Origin of the sequence: Acetoanaerobium sticklandii (genome assembly GCF_000196455.1) — a bacterium.
GTDB lineage: Bacteria > Bacillota > Clostridia > Peptostreptococcales > Filifactoraceae > Acetoanaerobium > Acetoanaerobium sticklandii.
The window spans coordinates 1,551,582-1,569,234 of sequence record NC_014614.1 but is presented as its reverse complement, the minus strand read 5'-3'; the positions used below and the strand labels follow the sequence as shown (position 1 = coordinate 1,569,234).

19 protein-coding genes and 2 tRNA genes are annotated in these 17,653 nt (G+C 30.2%); 20 read left to right on the top strand and 1 reads right to left on the bottom strand.

What is annotated here, in order from left to right; translation table 11 throughout:
- Positions 1–523 precede the first annotated feature (523 nt).
- The 5 genes from CLOST_RS07225 (at position 524) to CLOST_RS07205 (ending at position 3,250) form a co-directional block, all read left to right on the top strand.
- Complete coding sequence (locus CLOST_RS07225) at positions 524–1,012, top strand: hypothetical protein (RefSeq protein ID WP_013361625.1); 489 nt, start codon at positions 524–526, stop codon at positions 1,010–1,012.
- A gap of 488 nt (positions 1,013–1,500) precedes the next feature.
- A complete protein-coding gene (locus CLOST_RS07220) occupies positions 1,501–1,710 on the top strand; it encodes a hypothetical protein (protein WP_041487143.1) in 210 nt (69 codons plus the stop codon).
- Positions 1,711–1,784: 74 nt separating this feature from the next.
- Complete coding sequence (locus CLOST_RS07215; protein ID WP_013361623.1) at positions 1,785–2,276, top strand: hypothetical protein; 492 nt, start codon at positions 1,785–1,787, stop codon at positions 2,274–2,276.
- Between the two features lie 58 nt (positions 2,277–2,334).
- Positions 2,335–2,739 (top strand): hypothetical protein, encoded by a 405-nt coding sequence (locus tag CLOST_RS07210; RefSeq protein WP_013361622.1) that lies wholly within the window; start codon positions 2,335–2,337, stop codon positions 2,737–2,739.
- Positions 2,740–2,764: 25 nt separating this feature from the next.
- A complete protein-coding gene (locus CLOST_RS07205; protein WP_157858291.1) occupies positions 2,765–3,250 on the top strand; it encodes a hypothetical protein in 486 nt (161 codons plus the stop codon).
- A gap of 505 nt (positions 3,251–3,755) precedes the next feature.
- Here the strand turns inward: CLOST_RS07205 and CLOST_RS07200 are convergent.
- Positions 3,756–3,841 (bottom strand) — tRNA-Leu (locus CLOST_RS07200).
- 201 nt (positions 3,842–4,042) lie between these two features.
- On the opposite strand from CLOST_RS07200, the gene polA reads away from it, so the two are divergent.
- The 15 genes from polA to mreC all read left to right on the top strand — a co-directional run bounded on the left by polA (position 4,043) and on the right by mreC (position 17,645).
- Positions 4,043–6,676, top strand: coding sequence for a DNA polymerase I (polA, locus tag CLOST_RS07195; RefSeq protein WP_041487142.1), 2,634 nt, complete (start codon positions 4,043–4,045; stop codon positions 6,674–6,676).
- Positions 6,663–7,280 carry a dephospho-CoA kinase gene (gene coaE / locus CLOST_RS07190; RefSeq protein ID WP_157858290.1) on the top strand — a complete coding sequence of 206 codons (618 nt, stop codon included), beginning with the start codon at positions 6,663–6,665 and terminating at the stop codon, positions 7,278–7,280. Before polA ends, coaE begins: the two co-directional genes overlap by 14 nt.
- Before the next feature lie 13 nt (positions 7,281–7,293).
- Positions 7,294–7,818: a lytic transglycosylase domain-containing protein gene (locus tag CLOST_RS07185; RefSeq protein WP_162091643.1), complete on the top strand. Its 525-nt coding sequence runs from the start codon at positions 7,294–7,296 to the stop codon at positions 7,816–7,818.
- A gap of 53 nt (positions 7,819–7,871) precedes the next feature.
- Positions 7,872–7,957 (top strand) — tRNA-Leu (locus CLOST_RS07180).
- A gap of 234 nt (positions 7,958–8,191) precedes the next feature.
- The gene (locus CLOST_RS13565) at positions 8,192–9,046 is read left to right on the top strand and encodes an FUSC family protein (protein ID WP_013361617.1); all 855 of its coding nucleotides are present in this window, start codon (positions 8,192–8,194) and stop codon (positions 9,044–9,046) included.
- 203 nt (positions 9,047–9,249) lie between these two features.
- Positions 9,250–10,128, top strand: a complete 879-nt coding sequence (locus CLOST_RS07170; protein ID WP_013361616.1) for a C40 family peptidase — start codon at positions 9,250–9,252, stop codon at positions 10,126–10,128.
- 185 nt (positions 10,129–10,313) lie between these two features.
- A complete protein-coding gene (rsxC, locus tag CLOST_RS07165) occupies positions 10,314–11,642 on the top strand; it encodes an electron transport complex subunit RsxC (protein ID WP_013361615.1) in 1,329 nt (442 codons plus the stop codon).
- 18 nt (positions 11,643–11,660) lie between these two features.
- Positions 11,661–12,605 (top strand): RnfABCDGE type electron transport complex subunit D, encoded by a 945-nt coding sequence (locus CLOST_RS07160; RefSeq protein WP_013361614.1) that lies wholly within the window; start codon positions 11,661–11,663, stop codon positions 12,603–12,605.
- Positions 12,605–13,162, top strand: coding sequence for an RnfABCDGE type electron transport complex subunit G (locus CLOST_RS07155; protein ID WP_013361613.1), 558 nt, complete (start codon positions 12,605–12,607; stop codon positions 13,160–13,162). Before CLOST_RS07160 ends, CLOST_RS07155 begins: the two co-directional genes overlap by 1 nt.
- 11 nt (positions 13,163–13,173) lie before the next feature.
- A complete protein-coding gene (rsxE, locus tag CLOST_RS07150) occupies positions 13,174–13,797 on the top strand; it encodes an electron transport complex subunit RsxE (RefSeq protein ID WP_013361612.1) in 624 nt (207 codons plus the stop codon).
- A gap of 11 nt (positions 13,798–13,808) precedes the next feature.
- Positions 13,809–14,390 carry an electron transport complex subunit RsxA gene (rsxA, locus tag CLOST_RS07145; protein WP_013361611.1) on the top strand — a complete coding sequence of 194 codons (582 nt, stop codon included), beginning with the start codon at positions 13,809–13,811 and terminating at the stop codon, positions 14,388–14,390.
- Positions 14,391–14,401: 11 nt separating this feature from the next.
- Positions 14,402–15,379: an RnfABCDGE type electron transport complex subunit B gene (rnfB, locus tag CLOST_RS07140; RefSeq protein WP_013361610.1), complete on the top strand. Its 978-nt coding sequence runs from the start codon at positions 14,402–14,404 to the stop codon at positions 15,377–15,379.
- 110 nt (positions 15,380–15,489) lie between these two features.
- Positions 15,490–16,065, top strand: coding sequence for a Maf family protein (locus tag CLOST_RS07135; protein ID WP_013361609.1), 576 nt, complete (start codon positions 15,490–15,492; stop codon positions 16,063–16,065).
- Between the two features lie 16 nt (positions 16,066–16,081).
- A complete protein-coding gene (gene radC, locus CLOST_RS07130; protein ID WP_013361608.1) occupies positions 16,082–16,768 on the top strand; it encodes a RadC family protein in 687 nt (228 codons plus the stop codon).
- A gap of 16 nt (positions 16,769–16,784) precedes the next feature.
- Positions 16,785–17,645, top strand: coding sequence for a rod shape-determining protein MreC (gene mreC, locus CLOST_RS07125; protein ID WP_013361607.1), 861 nt, complete (start codon positions 16,785–16,787; stop codon positions 17,643–17,645).
- Positions 17,646–17,653: the final 8 nt, after the last annotated feature.

The window sequence follows — 17,653 nt, the reverse complement described above, 5'->3', positions numbered from 1 at the left end:
AAAGAAAAGCTATATCTCTAATCTTCTTTGTAATAATAATTGATAAAATTATTCCTAGCCAAATAGCCCAGACTAAATCAAGTTCAATATTGAATAGGTTATTATAGTTTGAATGCATATATTAATCACCTCAAACATTCTTAAAATTATATAGAGTTAATTATTGTTTAATTATAAAGTTAGATTTCAAGAAATGTAATACAATAAAGTAACAAGTTTTATATTTCCAACTTGAAAAATGTACAGATTGATATTTCTAATAGTTAAGTTAAACTATAAATCTCATAGAATCTTATTTATCTAAAAAAATAAGATTCAGACCATAGACAAAACACCTTTGAATTTTTAATAAAACTATAAATAATTTTGTGTATGATAATAATTCTGGATTTAGAAAAAATATAATAAATTTTTAAGTATCCTCAAGAGGTTAGAACCATAACTTTTACTACTACTACAATAGTAAGACTATATGATTTACCTAAATGGATTAAAGCCGGATATCATGGAGAGTATAATACTTATGTATAAACTAATTAAAAAAATAATATTACTTTTTCTTTTTATTATTATTTTCTCTAGTATCTTTTATTTTGCATATGCAAAGCAAAAGATACGTTCTGATGTAGCTTTACATGCTGTTCATAGTTTTCTAAAGACAACGGATGATTTTCAGTATATTGAAGACTCTTGGTCTGGTAGAGATAAAGTTTGGGGAGATAGATATATTGTAGGAGTTAAATTTATAGATGAAGAAGCCATAATATATGATTATAGATATTTTTGGGAATATCAAAGTTTAGTTGGCCCACCAAGAGTAATTTTAAATAACGATTCTCCAAAAGAAACTCTGATTCCAAAACACTTTAAGGATTATAAAGAAGCTCAGGCTAAATCTTATGCAACAAAGGATGACTATGAAAATGACATTTTATATGAATATACTTTTAATGATTACTATAAAGAAGTTAAAGTAAAAGGCTTGATTTCTGGAATATTTAATTCTAAATAATCCTGAATTTAAAAATTCATACAAACTATGTATGGGTTTTTTAAATTGTTTTTTAAATACTATATTTTATTTTATAAAAAGGAAGGTGGAATCAAATATGCTTATAGGATATGCAAGGGTAAGCGCTCAAGATTAAAATCTCCATAGACAAATTGCCCAACTCAATGAATCAAAATGAGAAAAAATATTTTGTGAGAAAATAATAAGAACGTTATTAAGACTTCTTAATTAATAATTAAATAGCCAATTAATATAACAATAGAAATTAAATGTCTCAATCTGTTAATTTTTTGTATTAAAATTTTAACAATATTTACCATTCTTTTTCGTATAATAATATTAATATAAAATTATTTTTTAATCGTTAACCTTTCACAGCCTTATTCAATTATTTAAAAATTAATTTTATATTTTATGGTATTAAGTATTTGTTTATGTTGTTAAGAACGTTTATTTATCCTAACTACGAAAAAGATTGGAAAGAAAATATGAAGTTATTAAAATCTTTATCTGTTCTAATTTTATTCCTTAATATCATCATTGTTAATATAGGAACATCCTATGCATCTGAACGATATACCTACGAAGATTATTTTAGAGACAAGAATGATGGATATATCGCTGAAGATGTTACTTTTGTAGACCTTATAGGCCCAGATGACATGACATTTGAAAATATGATAGAGTTTACAGAATAAAATTCGAACTTCACTAAAATTTACGAATCTGACAATATGGACTCAAGCCGGACATCATGGAGAGTATAATACTTATGAATAAACTAATAAAAAAAACTATACTATTTATTATCATATTTATTATTTTATCTAGCATCTTTTATATTTTCTATGCAAAACAAAGGATACGTTCTGATGTAGCTTTACATGCTGTCCATAATTTTTTAAAGGAAACTGATGACTTTGAGTATATTGAAGATTCATACTCAGGTAGAGATAAAGTCTGGGGCGATAGATATATTGTAGGAATTACATTTGTTGACGAAAAAGATATAACATATAGGTTCAAATATTTTTGGGAGTATCAAAGTTTAATTGGGACTCCATATATAACTATAAAAAGTGAAGCAATAAAAGATGATATGATACCAAAACACTTTAAAAATTACCAAGAAGCTATGGACAAAACTTTATCAACAGATGATAAAAAAGATGACATTTTATATGAATATTCTTTTAATGATTATTATAATGAAGTTAAGTTAAAAGGCTTGATTTCAGGGATGTTTATGCCAAATACAAATTAGCTTACGCTCAATTCAAAATGCTAATCCTTTGAATTTCTTACAGAAGGAGAACTCATTAATGAAAAAGAAGTATTTTCTAGGTTTGATTTTATTAATTGCTATTATTATTTTTATGAAATCTTTATATTCTCCAAATGCTTTCGCTAAACCAGATGTATTAAATGGAACCTATAATTGTGACGAGCTAAATTTTTCCTCTATAAGTTTTGATGAAAAAGATCAATTATATTATTACTATAATCATTTAGAAAAAGAAAAAAGTGATACGGACTTAGTCAGCAAAGGCAGCTATAAAAAAGTTGGCAAAGGTCTTTATAGCATTGAATCTAGTAATATTATTCCTGAGCAAGAGATTATTTGTAGCGATAATTCATTTACAATACTTATTAATGATGCAAAATATAATTTTTATAAAATTGATGATAACCCTATAATTAACATCAAGGATTCTCAGGATGATTAATTTAATCAAGGAGATTTCTACACTTATGAATAAACTAATTAAAAAAACTATAATTACTATTGTTGTTTTTATTATTATGTCTAGCATCTTTTATTTTTTCTATGCAAAACAAAAGATCCGTTCTGATGTAGCTTTACATGCTGTCCATAATTTTTTAAAGACAACAGATGATTTTCAGTACATTGAAGGTTCATGGGCTAGTAGAGATATAGTTTGGGGAGATAGATATACTGTAGTGGTTAGATTTATTGATGAAAAAGACATAATATACGAATTTAGATATTTTTGGGAGTATCAAAGTTTAGTTGGTTCTCCATATATTATGATAAAAAATGAAGAAATAAAAGATGATATGGTACCAAAACACTTTGAAAACTACCAAGAAGCTAAAGCTAAATCTTATGAAACAGTTGACAACAAAGATGACATTTTATATGAATATACTTTTGATGATTACTATAAAGAAGTTAAATTAAAAGGCTTGTTCTTAGGAATATTTAATTTTAAGTAAAATCAAATGCATTTGATAAGGTATGTATTATTTTTGCACGCTCAATAAAGAGAGTTATCTTGATGAAGGTAAGTGATATACAAAATATATAAAATAACTTGTGAGAATCCATCAAAAGAAAAAGACTTATCTATATTTAAGGCCGGCCTTAAATATAGATAAGTCTTTTTCTTTTCTAATACAATGTAATATTTATGCTAAAGAAATTGACTCTATAAGTTTGTGCGATGGAAAAAGTACGAAGCCTAATTTATTTTTTATGAATAATTTGGGTAAGTATACTGAATAAGAAAAATTTAGAAAATTAAATGGTTAAAAGTAGAAAAATCGAAAAAGAAAATTTCATGGAGTTGCTAAAAAAGCTATATTACCACTTTATCATATAGCCTTAAACCAAGGGTTTGAAATATAGATAATTAAAAAAACTGATGGTATAAAAAATAGCAAAGTTATCCTGATTGGATGAATTTGCTAAAAATGTTTGGAGAGAACTTTTTGAAGAAAGTGGTGCGGGTGAAGGGATTTGAACCCCCACATAGTCACCTATGGCGGATTTTGAATCCGCTGCGTCTGCCGTTCCGCCACACCCGCATATAGCACTTAATTATATTAGCATATGTTTATATAAAAATCAATAATGACTTGATTGGATATTTGACATTCTTTCTGATATAATTTCTTTAGGAAAATTACTTGAAAAAAACTTATTGTCAATATGACAAGATTTCCAAGAATTGTTAGCAATCATTGATTGCAATAATGGATGGAGCTCTTGTATCACTGGAGGATATAATGGACAAATTATTGATTTTGATAGATGGAAACAGTTTAATGAATAGAGCTTACTATGCTCTGCCTGAATTGATGAATAAAAAAGGACAGCATACAAATGCTATTTATGGATTTGCAAATATATTATTCAAAATAATGGATACCTATAAACCAAGCCATATATCAGTGGCATTTGACTTAAAAGCACCGACCTTTAGGCATAAGCAGTACGATGCGTATAAAGGTAACAGAAAAAAGATGCCGGATGAACTAAGAGAGCAGGTAGAGCCTCTTAAGAAAATGATAGATGCTTTCGGGATAAATAGAATTGAACTTGAAGGCTATGAAGCAGACGACTTAATAGGTACAGTTGCTAAAAATTTTGAGCAAGATGGTTTTGAAGTTTATATAATTACTGGTGATAAGGATGCTCTTCAATTAGTAAGTGATAAAATAAAGGTTTTATTTACTAAAAAAGGAATTTCAGAGCTAGATGAATATGATCCAGATAAAATGACTGAAAAATATGAGCTTACGCCTCAGCAATTTATCGATTTAAAGGGATTAATGGGAGATCAGTCAGATAATATTCCTGGAGTAGCAGGAATAGGCGAAAAAACAGGAATTAAGCTTTTGAAAGAGTATGGAAGCATAGAAAATATCTATATGAATATAGATGAGATTTCTAAAAGCGTAAAAGCAAAGCTTGAGGCTGGATATGATATGGCTTTTCTGAGTAAAAGCCTTGCAACTATTATGGTAGATATCCCTTTAGAGCTTAAAGTTGATGAGTTTGAAAAGAAGGATATAGACAAAAATACTTTAATCAGTTTGTTTTCAGAATTTGAATTTAATAGCTTGATAGGTAAGGTTGGAAATGATGAATCTGGTTTGATTGATAAAGTGCAAAAGGAGTATTTAATTTCAAATGATATTGAGTTATTAATAGATAAAGCAACTAGTTTGAAATCTTTAAATTTATTTTCTATTGCAAAATCTGGATTAGTTAGTGACAAAAGATTGATAAATTTATTTGTGAAGATAGATGAAGAATTTTTTAATATTGAAGAAAAGGATGTATTAAAGCTTAAGGATGTATTTGAGAATCCAGAAATAAAGAAGTATGGATATAATCTAAAAAATGACTGTTTAATTTTAAAGCCATATGAAATAAATTTGACAGGGCTTTATTTTGATATAGCCATAGCTGAATATCTAATTGATTCAACTAGCTCAAACTACGAAATCAAAGATATAGCGCTTAAATACAATCTTGGGGATGTGCTATCTTTAGAAGAGCTTTTGGGCAAAGGTAAAAGTAAAAAAGACTTTAAAGATTTATCAGATGCTCAGATATCAGGCTACGCATGTTCAGTTTTAGATATTGTTGATAAAGGAAAAGAAGCTTTAATCACTACTATTGAAAATTATAATATGCACAATTTATTTTATGAAGTTGAAATGCCACTAGTTGAGATTTTAGCGGATATGGAATATATAGGCATAAGCGCAGATAAAGAAGTACTTAATGAACTAAAACAAAAATTCGATATTGAAATTAAAACTTTAGAAGCAAGCATTTATGAATATGCTGGAGAAAACTTCAATATTAACTCTCCAAAACAGCTTGGACATATTTTATTTGATAAGCTTGGGCTTCCAGCAATCAAAAAAACTAAAACGGGGTATTCTACAAATGCTGAAGTTTTAGAAGCTTTATCAGATAAACATCCTATAATAGATAAAATTACCTTATATAGACAATATACAAAGCTTCAGTCCACATATGTAGATGGGCTTTTAAATATAATTAATCCAAAAACGGGCAGAATTCACTCATCGTTTAATCAAACTATTACAACTACTGGGCGAATATCTTCAACTGAGCCTAATATGCAAAATATACCAGTACGTCTAGAAATTGGGCGCGAACTAAGAAAAGTATTTGTAGCTCCAGAGGACATGTATTTAGTGGATGCTGACTATTCTCAGATTGAGCTTCGAATCCTAGCACACATTGCTAATGACGAAGGACTTATTGATGCTTTTTCAAAAGGTGATGATATTCATACAATTACAGCATCAGAAGTATTTAATGTACCCTTAGATGAGGTCACTAAAGAACTCAGGAGCGCTGCAAAGGCAGTTAATTTTGGAATAGTTTATGGGATAAGTGATTTTGGCTTATCAAATAATCTTGGAATATCAAAGCAAGTTGCTAAAGAATATATCGATAATTACTTTGCAAGATATCCATATGTAAAAAAATACATGGAAGATATAGTAGAAAAGGCAAAAAATGATGGTTATGTAGAAACTTATATTGGAAGAAGAAGATACATTCCTGAACTGGGTTCAAATAATTTTATAATGAAGAATTTAGGAAAAAGATTAGCTATGAACACTCCAATTCAAGGAAGCGCTGCAGATGTTATAAAAATTGCAATGGTAAAAGTATATGCTAGACTTAAATCTGAAGGGTTAAAATCTAAACTGATACTACAAGTTCATGATGAACTTATAATTGAGTCACCTGATAGTGAAAAATCATATGTAGCAGATTTATTAAAAGAAGAAATGGAATCCGCTGTAGACTTAAATGTTAAACTTACAGTTGATGCTAAATGGGGAAAATCTTGGTATGAAACAAAATAAAATGATTATTGGAATAACAGGTTCAATTGGAACAGGAAAGTCAACTGTAAGTAACTATTTAATATCAAAAGGTTATAGTGTTGTAGATGCAGACAAAATATCCAAAGGAGCCTATAATATTGGCTCAAATGGATATAAAGCTATTTTAGAAGTGTTTGGAGTAGAAATTTTAAATAGTAACGGAGAAGTAGATAGAAAAAAAATTAAAAAAATAGTATTTGATAATTCAAATATGCTACAAAGACTAAATATGGCTATTCATCCTATTATTATAAATGAAATTGAAAAGGAGATAGAAATACTGTTAGAGTCTCAAAACGTAGTTTTTCTTGATGCTCCTTTACTTATAGAAACTGAGCTTCATAAGAAGGTAGACAAGATAATTGTTGTTGTCTGCGATAAAAATGAGCAAATTAATAGGATAATAAAAAGAGATAAGATTACGGCTGATATGGCTATTAGTATAATTAATAGTCAAATGAGTATTGATGAGAAGCTTAAGTTTGCAGATTATATAGTTTACAATAATAGCACTATTGAAAATTTATATAGTCAAGTTGACGAAATTATTTTGGAAATAAAAAAGGAAATATCTGATGTTTAATATGAAAAGAATTATGATAATTTTATTTATTGGATTGATTTTATTTTTAGGATATAAATCTGAGCCTAAATTATTGTTGTTTATAAAATATCCACAGCAATATAAAGAGTACGTTTTCAAATACTCAGATTTATATCAAATAGAAGATGAACTTATTTTTTCAATAATTAAAGCAGAGAGTAATTTTTATCCTTATGCTAAATCAAAAAAAGAAGCTAAAGGATTGATGCAAATCATTGACAAAACCTGGAGTTGGGGATGCAGTGAACTTGAGTCTCCAACTATGAATTATTACAATATAGAGGATAATATCAAAGTAGGAACCTGGTATATGAGAAAGCTTATTAATGAATTTGGATCTGAGGAGTTAGCGGTATTGGCATATAATGCTGGCTCAGGTAATGTAAATGCATGGATATCTAAAGGATATTTGTCAGATACTGACTATACAAAATGGGAAATCCCTTTTGAAGAATCTAAAGCATATATAAATAAAGTAATGAGTTATAGAAACAAATATGCTTTAATATACGAATAGAATATTGACATACTGAGCGTTTAGATGCTAAAATCAATTGCGTGAAGATTGATGCGAGAGTGCTGGAATTGGCAGACAGGCACGTTTGAGGGGCGTGTATCTTAGTGATGTGTGGGTTCAAGTCCCATCTCTCGCACCATAGCTTGAATTGTATTAAGATTTAATAAGTATATTTATGAAATCCAACATTTAACGCTATGTAAAACGATAAAAGCTATATATATTGAATTAATTAAAACCTAATAATGGATGAATGAAAAACTTGTTTTATTCAAAATAAGAGCTGTCTAAATTTAGATAGCTCTATTTTTTATAGGATAAATCAAATTTATTGGGTAATATAATAATGTGAAAGGGTGATTTTAATGGTGGGATGAGAAATATTAAAACTGCTATTTCTGTTGTAATTTGTATTATTATATCAAATATACTGAATTTGAATAATCCGATTTTTGTAATTATAGGTGCAATTGTAAGTATGCAAGGAAGTATAAATGAATCATACAAAAGTGGAATAAATAGAATTCTAGGAACAGTTTTTGGTGCAATGGTAGGTATGCTATTTTATCAAATTAGCCCTAACAATACTTTATTAATTGGTCTTGGAACTATATTTATAATTCATATAAATAATAAATTAAAGTGGAATAAATCTATTGTTATTACACTTATTGTTTTCTGCTCAATTATGTTAAATACTGAAGAAAATGTGTTTGTGTATTCAGCTTTTAGGGTTATTGATACAACTATTGGAATTATAGTTGCTTTTACTGTTAATTTATTAGTGTTCAGACCAAAACATAAAGAAAAAATATCAACTATATTAGAACACTTGATTAGCTATCTAGATAAAGAACTCTATGAATATTTTGTGCTTAATATTCCATTTGAACTAAAAGAATATAGTGGTAAGCTTAATGAAATAAATCAATCCTACGAAATTTATAAGTCTGAATTTTTAAGTGGAGAAAAAAATTATAAGGAAGAGGAACTAATTATTAAATCTCTTATGTTGCTCGATGAAATTTATCACAATATTAATATTATTCAAAACTTTGACAAACAAATATCAAAGAGCACAGCAAATATTATAAAAAAGCACCTTGAAATAGATATTTACAATACAATATCGTCTGATGATGATTTATTCATGGTATATAATTACCATATTAAAAACATAATATTTGATTTGGTGAAATTAAAAGAATTACAAGGATACAACTTATAGCGAAAAGTGAAGTTGCAATTTAATTTGATTTATAGTATAATTTAAAAATGTTAACCTTCACAATGATTATTTAGGTATTAATAATTAGTTTTAACATGACAAAACAACTAAAACATATATAACTTACAAAATAGTAATTTCAATAATAACATAACAATTTAAAACGCTTGAGGGTAAATCAAATTTAAATTAGGAGGTATCCGATGAAAAAAGGATGGTTACTATCGTGCTTGTTTACTACAAGTATAATACTTTCATTTCCGGCAATAGCGGATGCAAATCAATACGAAAAAGCAGTAGTGGAATCACCTATAATAGATATTAGACTTGATTCAAACTCAAATTCAGCTGTAATATCTAGAATTTCTAAAGGGCAAGAAATTTTAATTGTAGGTGAAGAGAATGGATGGACTAAGATTAAACTTGGAACAGGAATAGAAGGATTTATTGAATCCTCAGATAGTCAAGTTAAAAAAATAGAAGACGGCTTTATCACTAATAAGGGCGTAAACCTAAGAAGAAATGCTACTACTGAAAGTGAAGCAATTCATATTTTGAATACTGGAGATAAGGTCGAAATAATTGAAAAAAGTGGTCAGTGGACTAAAGTAAGATTAAATTCACTGATAGGATATGTACATAGCGATTATATTTCATCTGATTTAAACAAGTCTGCTACTGTATCAAGAGGAGCTTCAAGAGATATTAATTCTCTGATTGAAGTTGCAAAATCAAAATTAGGAACTCCATACAACTATGGAAGTTCAGGACCAAACAGCTTTGATTGTTCAGGTTTTGTTTCTTATTCATACAAGACATCTTTAGGAATTGACCTACCTAGAACATCTACTTCTCAGAGCAAGCAAGGAACTCAAGTATCTAAAGAGGAGCTACAAACTGGAGATATTGTGTATTTTGACACAGGCGGTGGTCTAGACAGAGTTAATCACGTAGGTATTTATTTGTCAGACGGAGAATTCATTCATGCATCATCAGGGAGGAATATGAAAGTGATGATTTCATCTCTAGATGAAAAGCATTATCGAAACTCTTATATGGGTGCTACAAGGATTATTGAATAACCGCTTAAATAAGCGGTTATTTTTTTTAAAAAAAATATTGTTAATAAAATATTTAAAATTAAATTTTTAAAAAAATGTAGTATACTTTATAAGGACAAGTGTAAATGAATAAAGTATACATTTTATTGCTATTTTATTCATTTATTTTAAATAAATATACGAAAAAGATTAAGGAGGGAACATTTATGAAGCTATTAAGCTTTAAAGGAGGAATTCATCCTCCACATAATAAAGAACTGACAGAACATCTTCCGGTTGAAAAGGCTATAGAAACTAAAATAGTGTACATACCATTGGCCCAGCATATCGGAGCTCCATGTAGCCCAGTTGTAAATGTTGGAGATATTGTGAAGGTTGGTCAAGCTATTGGAGAACCACAGGGTTTTGTTTCTTCTCCAGTTCATTCTTCGGTATCTGGTAAAGTTATAGCTATAAAGCCTATGACTACGCCAGGTGGACAAATGACAACTTGTATAGTTATTGAAAACGATTTTAATGATGAAATCCATGAAAGTATTATGCCGTACGGTGAGGTTAAAGACCTTTCCTCTGAGAAACTTTTAGAGATAGTTAAAAATGCTGGTATAGTAGGTATGGGTGGAGCAACTTTCCCAACGCATGTAAAACTTAGCCCGCCTAAAGAAAAAAATATTGATGTTGTAATATTAAATGGAGCAGAATGCGAACCTTATTTAACAGCGGATCATAGATTGATGCTAGAAACACCCGAGGATGTTGTAAATGGATTATTAGGAATAATGAAGATTTTAGGTGTAGAAAAAGGATACATTGGAATAGAAGACAATAAACCAGATTGTATTGCCAGTGTATCAAAGGCTGCTCAAGGGATTAATAGCATTGAGGTAGTTGGACTTAGGACTAAATATCCTCAAGGAGCTGAAAAACAACTTATATATGCATGTACTAATAGAGAGGTTCCTAGTGGGGGTCTTCCTATGGATGCGGGGGTAGTGGTTAATAACGTTGCTACAGCTGCTCAGCTTGCTAAAACTATAAGAACAGGTATGCCACTTATTGATAGAATATGTACAGTTACGGGTGGGGCAATTTCAAATCCTAAAAATATTCTAATAAAAATAGGAACTTTATACAGTGAAATAATTGATCAAGCAGGTGGATTTAAAACCCAACCAAGCAAAGTTATCAGTGGCGGCCCGATGATGGGAATAGCTCAATTTACTTTAGAAGTACCAGCAACTAAAGGTTCTTCTGGAATATTATGTTTTACATATGATGAAGCAAAGGCAAAAGAAGTTCAAAACTGTATGAGATGTGCAAAGTGTGTAAATATTTGTCCGGCTAATTTACAGCCGTTATTCATAAGCGCATATTCTTTAAAGAATGATTACAAAAAAGCAATGGAATTTAGAGCTCTTGATTGCATTGAATGTGGATCATGTTCATTTGTTTGTCCTTCAGCAAGGCCGTTACTACAATCAATTCGTGTTGCTAAACGTGAAATTTTAGCTCAGAAAAGAAAAGAATCTAAATAAATTAGGAGGGTGATATAAATGGAAATGCCAAAACTAACCTTGTCATCATCTCCTCATATACAGACTAATGAAAATGTTAATACTGTTATGAGAGATGTTATTATTGCACTTTTGCCAGCTACAATTGCAGCGATATATTATTTTAGATTTGGAGCAATTGTTAACATACTAGTTGCTGTTTTAGGAGCTGTAGCTGCAGAATATTTAATTCAAAAATTAATGAAAAAGCCAATTACAATTAAAGATTATAGTGCAGCAGTGACTGGACTTTTATTAGCTTTCAATGTTCCGTCAACTTTACCTTGGTGGATGACTCTTATAGGAGCAGTTTTTGCTATTGCTGTTGTAAAACAGCTATTCGGAGGTCTGGGTCATAACTTTATGAATCCAGCGCTTGCAGCTAGAGCAGTGCTATTAGCTTCTTGGCCAGTAGAAATGACATCTTGGGTTACTACAGGAACTGACGCAGTTGCTACAGCGACACCTTTAGCAGTAATTAAGGGAGCGGAAGCAGGAGCAGCTTCAGCATCTATGTTTGATTTATTAATTGGAAATGTTGGGGGATGTATTGGGGAAACCTCTGCAATACTACTTATAATCGGTGGAATATATCTGATTTATAGAGGAGTAATAACATATGTAATACCAACATACTACATAGGAACTGTTGCTGTTTTAACGTTTATTTTTTCTGGGTTTGATATTTCTATGTTAAGCTACAACATTTTAGCTGGAGGCTTAATTTTAGGAGCATTTTTTATGGCCACTGATTATACAACATCTCCTGTATCAAAAAAAGGTCAAATTATTTATGCTATTGGATGCGGTCTACTAACTGCAGTTATAAGATACTACGGAGGATATCCTGAAGGAGTTTCTTACTCAATTTTATTAATGAATGTAGCAACTCCACTTATAGATAAATATATTTCACCAAGAGTATTTGGGGAGGTGGCAAAATAATGAAAAATGAAATCGTAAAGTTGGGAATTATTTTGTTAATTATTACGGCTATTGCAGCAACATTATTAGGATTTGTAAATCAAATAACATTTCCTGTAATTGAAGCTCAGATAATTGAAGCGAATAATATGGCAAGAAAATCTATACTTTCTGATGCTGATAGCTTTGAGTTAATCCAAGATGACTTTGGAGGAGAGGTTTTAGAAGTATACAAAGGCTTAAAAGGCTCAGACATAGTAGGATATACTATAAAAACTGCTCCAAAAGGATATGCAGGAGCAATAGAAGTAACAACAGGAATTACTGTAGATGGAACGATATCTGGAGTATCTATTGGTACTATGAATGAGACCCCTGGTCTTGGAGCAAAAGCAAAGGACGAGGCTTTTATTAGCCAATATAATACGAAAATGACAAATGAAAATCTAGTTGTTATAAAAAATGGTATGCCAGCTGAGAATGAAATTGTAGCAATATCTGGAGCTACAATAACATCGGCTGCAGTTACAAAAGGTGTAAATACAGCAATTGAATTATTTAAAAATAACATACAATAGGAGGTGCTAAAGTGAATTTATTTAAGATAATTAAAAACGGAATTATAGATGAGAACCCAATTTTTTCACAAGTTCTAGGTATGTGCCCAACTCTTGCTGTTACAACCTCGGCGATGAATGGTTTAGGAATGGGTCTTGCAACAACTGCAGTATTAACAATGTCAAATTTAGCCATATCTCTATTGAGAAAAGTGATTCCTTCAAAAATAAGAATTCCTGCATATGTTGTTGTTATTGCAACATTTGTTACAATTGTAGGAATGTTATTAAAAGCATATGTTCCAGCTCTTGATAAGTCGCTTGGCTTGTTTATACCACTTATAGTTGTAAACTGTATAATCCTAGCTAGAGCCGAGAGCTTTGCTTCTAAAAATTCAGTTGTATCAGCAGCAGCAGATGGTATAGGTATGGGATTGGGATTCGCATTGTCGCTAACTTTGCTAGGATCTGTTAGAGAAATATTAGGAGCAGGCTCTATATTTGGGCTTATGCTTTTTGGTGAGGCTTTTAAGCCAGCAATTATCATGATACTTCCTCCAGGTGCTTTCCTAGCTCTGGGTATGATGCTAGCTATGTTTAAAAAGATTACTAAAGGTAAAAAAAATAAAAAACAAGAAATTCAATCTGCTAGTTAGGAGGAATAACTATGATAAAATCGATTTTGATTATAATGCTTAGTTCAATACTTGTTAATAACTTTGTATTATCAAGATTTTTAGGGATATGTCCATTTTTAGGAGTTTCTAAAAAAGTTGAAACAGCTCTTGGTATGGGGATGGCTGTAACCTTTGTTATGGTTTTAGCGTCAATATTTACATATTTAATTCAAAAATTAATTCTAGTAAATCTTGGGATTGAGTATATGCAGACCATAGCATTTATTCTAGTAATTGCATCACTCGTTCAATTCGTAGAAATGGTAATTCAAAAGACAAGTCCTACTTTATACCAAGCTCTTGGTGTATATTTACCTCTTATAACCACTAACTGTGCAGTTTTGGGGGTAGCGATTCTAAATATTCAAAGTGAGTATAACTTGATTGAGACTATATTTAATGGATTTGCTGCAGCTGTAGGATTTACACTTGCAATTGTTCTGTTCGCTGGAATCAGAGAGAGGTTGGAAATATCCGATATTCCTGAAATTTTTCAAGGATTCCCAATTGCTCTTATTAGTGCAGGTCTTATGTCAATCGCATTCCTAGGCTTTAGTGGCTTAGTAAAATAGGAGGTCAAACTATGAGTTCTATCTTAAATTCAGTATTAAGTCTTTCAGCTATGGGATTGGTTTTCGGAGCAGGTTTAGCTTATGCATCTCAGAAATTTGCTGTAGAAGTTGACCCTAAAGAAGAAGCGATACTAAACGCTTTGCCAGGTGCTAACTGCGGCGGATGTGGATTTCCAGGATGTGGAGGCTTAGCTACCGCTATTGCTAAGGGAGAAGCTGCTACTAATGCTTGTCCTGTAGGTGGAGCAGAGGTTGCAGAAAAAATCTCTGAAATAATGGGTGTAAATGCTTCAGCTGGAACTAAAATGATTGCAAATGTCATATGTAATGGAACTAATTCAAATGCAAAAAATAAATCTCTTTACAGCGGGATATTGGATTGTAAAGCTGCGTCATTGGTTGCAAATGGTCCAAAATCATGTTCATATGGATGTCTTGGGTTTGGTACATGTGAAAATGTATGTCCATTTGATGCTATTCACGTTTATGATGATGGAATAGCTCATGTGGATGAGGAGAAATGTGTAGGTTGTGGGAAATGTATAGAAGCATGTCCAAAAGCTGTTATTCATTGGATTCCATATGGACAGGAAGTATCTATAGATTGTAATAGTAAGGAAAAAGGTAAAGATGTAAAGGAAAAATGCAGTGTTGGTTGTATTGGATGCCAAATATGTGTTAAGAGTTGTCCTTTCCAAGCAATAACTTTTGAAAATAACTTAGCAAAAATAGATTATTCAAAATGTACTCAGTGTATGGTTTGTGTTGAAAAATGTCCGACAAAAGCAATTAGTGGAGATTTATCAAAAAGAAAAACTGCTAGAGTAATCGAAGATCTGTGCATAGGATGTACAATTTGTGCCAAAAATTGCCCAACAAATGCAATCGAGGGTGAACTAAAGGCGATACATAAAGTTGATCCAGATAAATGTATAGGTTGTAAAGTTTGCTATCAAAAATGCCCTAAAAAAGCTATAGAAATGATATAAGATTTAAATTTAAACAATAAGACCTTTGGTTTTATTGTTTTTTTTTTAATTGAATGATACACTAAAAAGAGTGCAATACTATGAAGTAAACAAATTAGGAGGATGAATATTTGGACATAATACTTGCTTCTGCATCTCCAAGAAGAAAAGATATTTTAGATATTTTTAACAAAGATTATATTATAAAGATTCCATGTGCGGATGAAACAATAAATAGTAAATTTCACCCTGCTATAAATGCTATGCATATTGCTTATTTAAAGACTAAGAATATACTAGATAATAATCCAAAAGCAACTATAATATCTGCAGATACTGTGGTAACCGTAGGTGATAAAATTTTTGGTAAGCCAAACAGTGCCAAAGATGCTTTTGATATGCTTACTCAGCTAAGTGGAAAAAAACATTCTGTTATAACTGGATTTTGCATAGCCAATTCTGAAAAGAATATTATCTACACTGACTATGTAAAGACTGATGTTACTTTTAGAAACATATCAAAAAAATCTATTGAAAGCTACTTAAGTTCAAATGAGTATGTAGATAAAGCAGGTGCATATGCTATTCAAGGGAAAGCGAGTGTTTTTATAGATAAAATAGAAGGAGATTATTTTAATATTGTTGGGTTGCCTATTTCAGAGATAAATAAAGTACTGACTGAGTTGTTTTCTTATAACTTGATTTAGAGATTAGGGGGCTAATATGATAGGTGGTAATCTCATAAAAGATATTATAAAAGAAGAAAGACCCAGAGAAACTTTACTTAAAAAGGGAGAAACCTATTTATCTGATTCTGAACTCTTAGCTATTTTGATTAACAATGGCACGAGAGATAAATCTGCGATTACTCTTGCTCGTGAAATCATAGAAACAAGTGATGGAATAAGAAATTTGTCAAATATCACAGTCGAAGAATTATCAAAAATAAAAGGCATTGGTCTAGCCAAGGCTTGTAGAATAATATCAGCACTAGAACTAGGCAGAAGAGTTTCTGTAGCTTCTGAGATGCAAAAATTTAAAATTTCTTCACCACAAGATATAGGTAATGTATATATGGAAGAACTTAGATACAAGAAAAAAGAAATTTTCAGAGTTGTACTCTTAAATACAAAAAATGTAATAATTGGGTCTAAGGATATTTCAGAGGGTAGCTTAAATGCATCGATTGTTCACCCGAGAGAAGTTTTTTTAGAAGCAATCAAAAAAAGTGCAAATAAAATGATTTTGATGCATAATCATCCATCAGGAGATCCTACACCAAGTAGTGAGGATATAAATATTACAAAGCGTCTTATTAGCGCAGGTCAAATTGTAGGGATAGAAATTCTCGACCATGTAATAATTGGAGATGGGAATTTTTACAGTTTTAAAGAGAATGGACAAATATAGTTTAGGAGATTATTTTATGCCTAATAAAAAAAAATATAGCAAAAAATTATACATTTATCTTGTGTTGATTTTTACACTGATAACTAGTCTTAGCTTATCAGTAAAAAAAGGGAATGACAATTTACTAAGTAGAATCGGGTTAGAATTGCTAGCTCCCCCGAATAAAATGATTTCGAGTATAAAAAACTCTTCTGTAAATTTTATGGGGAGTGTAATACCAAAAAACGATAAAGATAAGAAAATAGAAGATTTAGAAATAGAAGTAGAAAAATTAAGAACACAACTTATAAAAAATACAGTTACAGAAAGTGAACTTAAGCAGTTAAGTGACTTAAAACAAAGCTTAAACTTTATTGAAGAGGATTACGAAAAAAACTATGTTACAGCATCTATAGTGGGCAAAAATGATGGGAATTATTATACATCATTTACTATATCAGCTGGTAAAAATCAAAATGTTCAAAAGGATGGTATAGTTTTAACAGGAAAAGGTCTAGTTGGAAGAATTTATGAAGTTTCTGATAATTATTCAAAGGCCATATCTATTTTAGATAGTAAATCTTCTGTGAGTTTTCAGGTTTTAAGAGAAGAAAGATATACTGGAATAGCTAGTCAAAACGTAACTATGGATTATGAATATAAAGATTTTGAAGGGTATATTAAAGGCTATCTATTTGATATAAATTATAAAGTTTTGCCGGGAGATATTATTATAACTTCTGGATTAGGATTATATCCAAAAGGAATTCCAATCGGAAGCATTGATAAAATAATTGAAGATAAAAATAATCTTTTAAAATATGTTAAAATAAAACCTTATGTTAACTTGAAGAAAATTGATAAAGTAATGATTCTAAATCCTAGAGATTTTAATTAAAAGAGGTA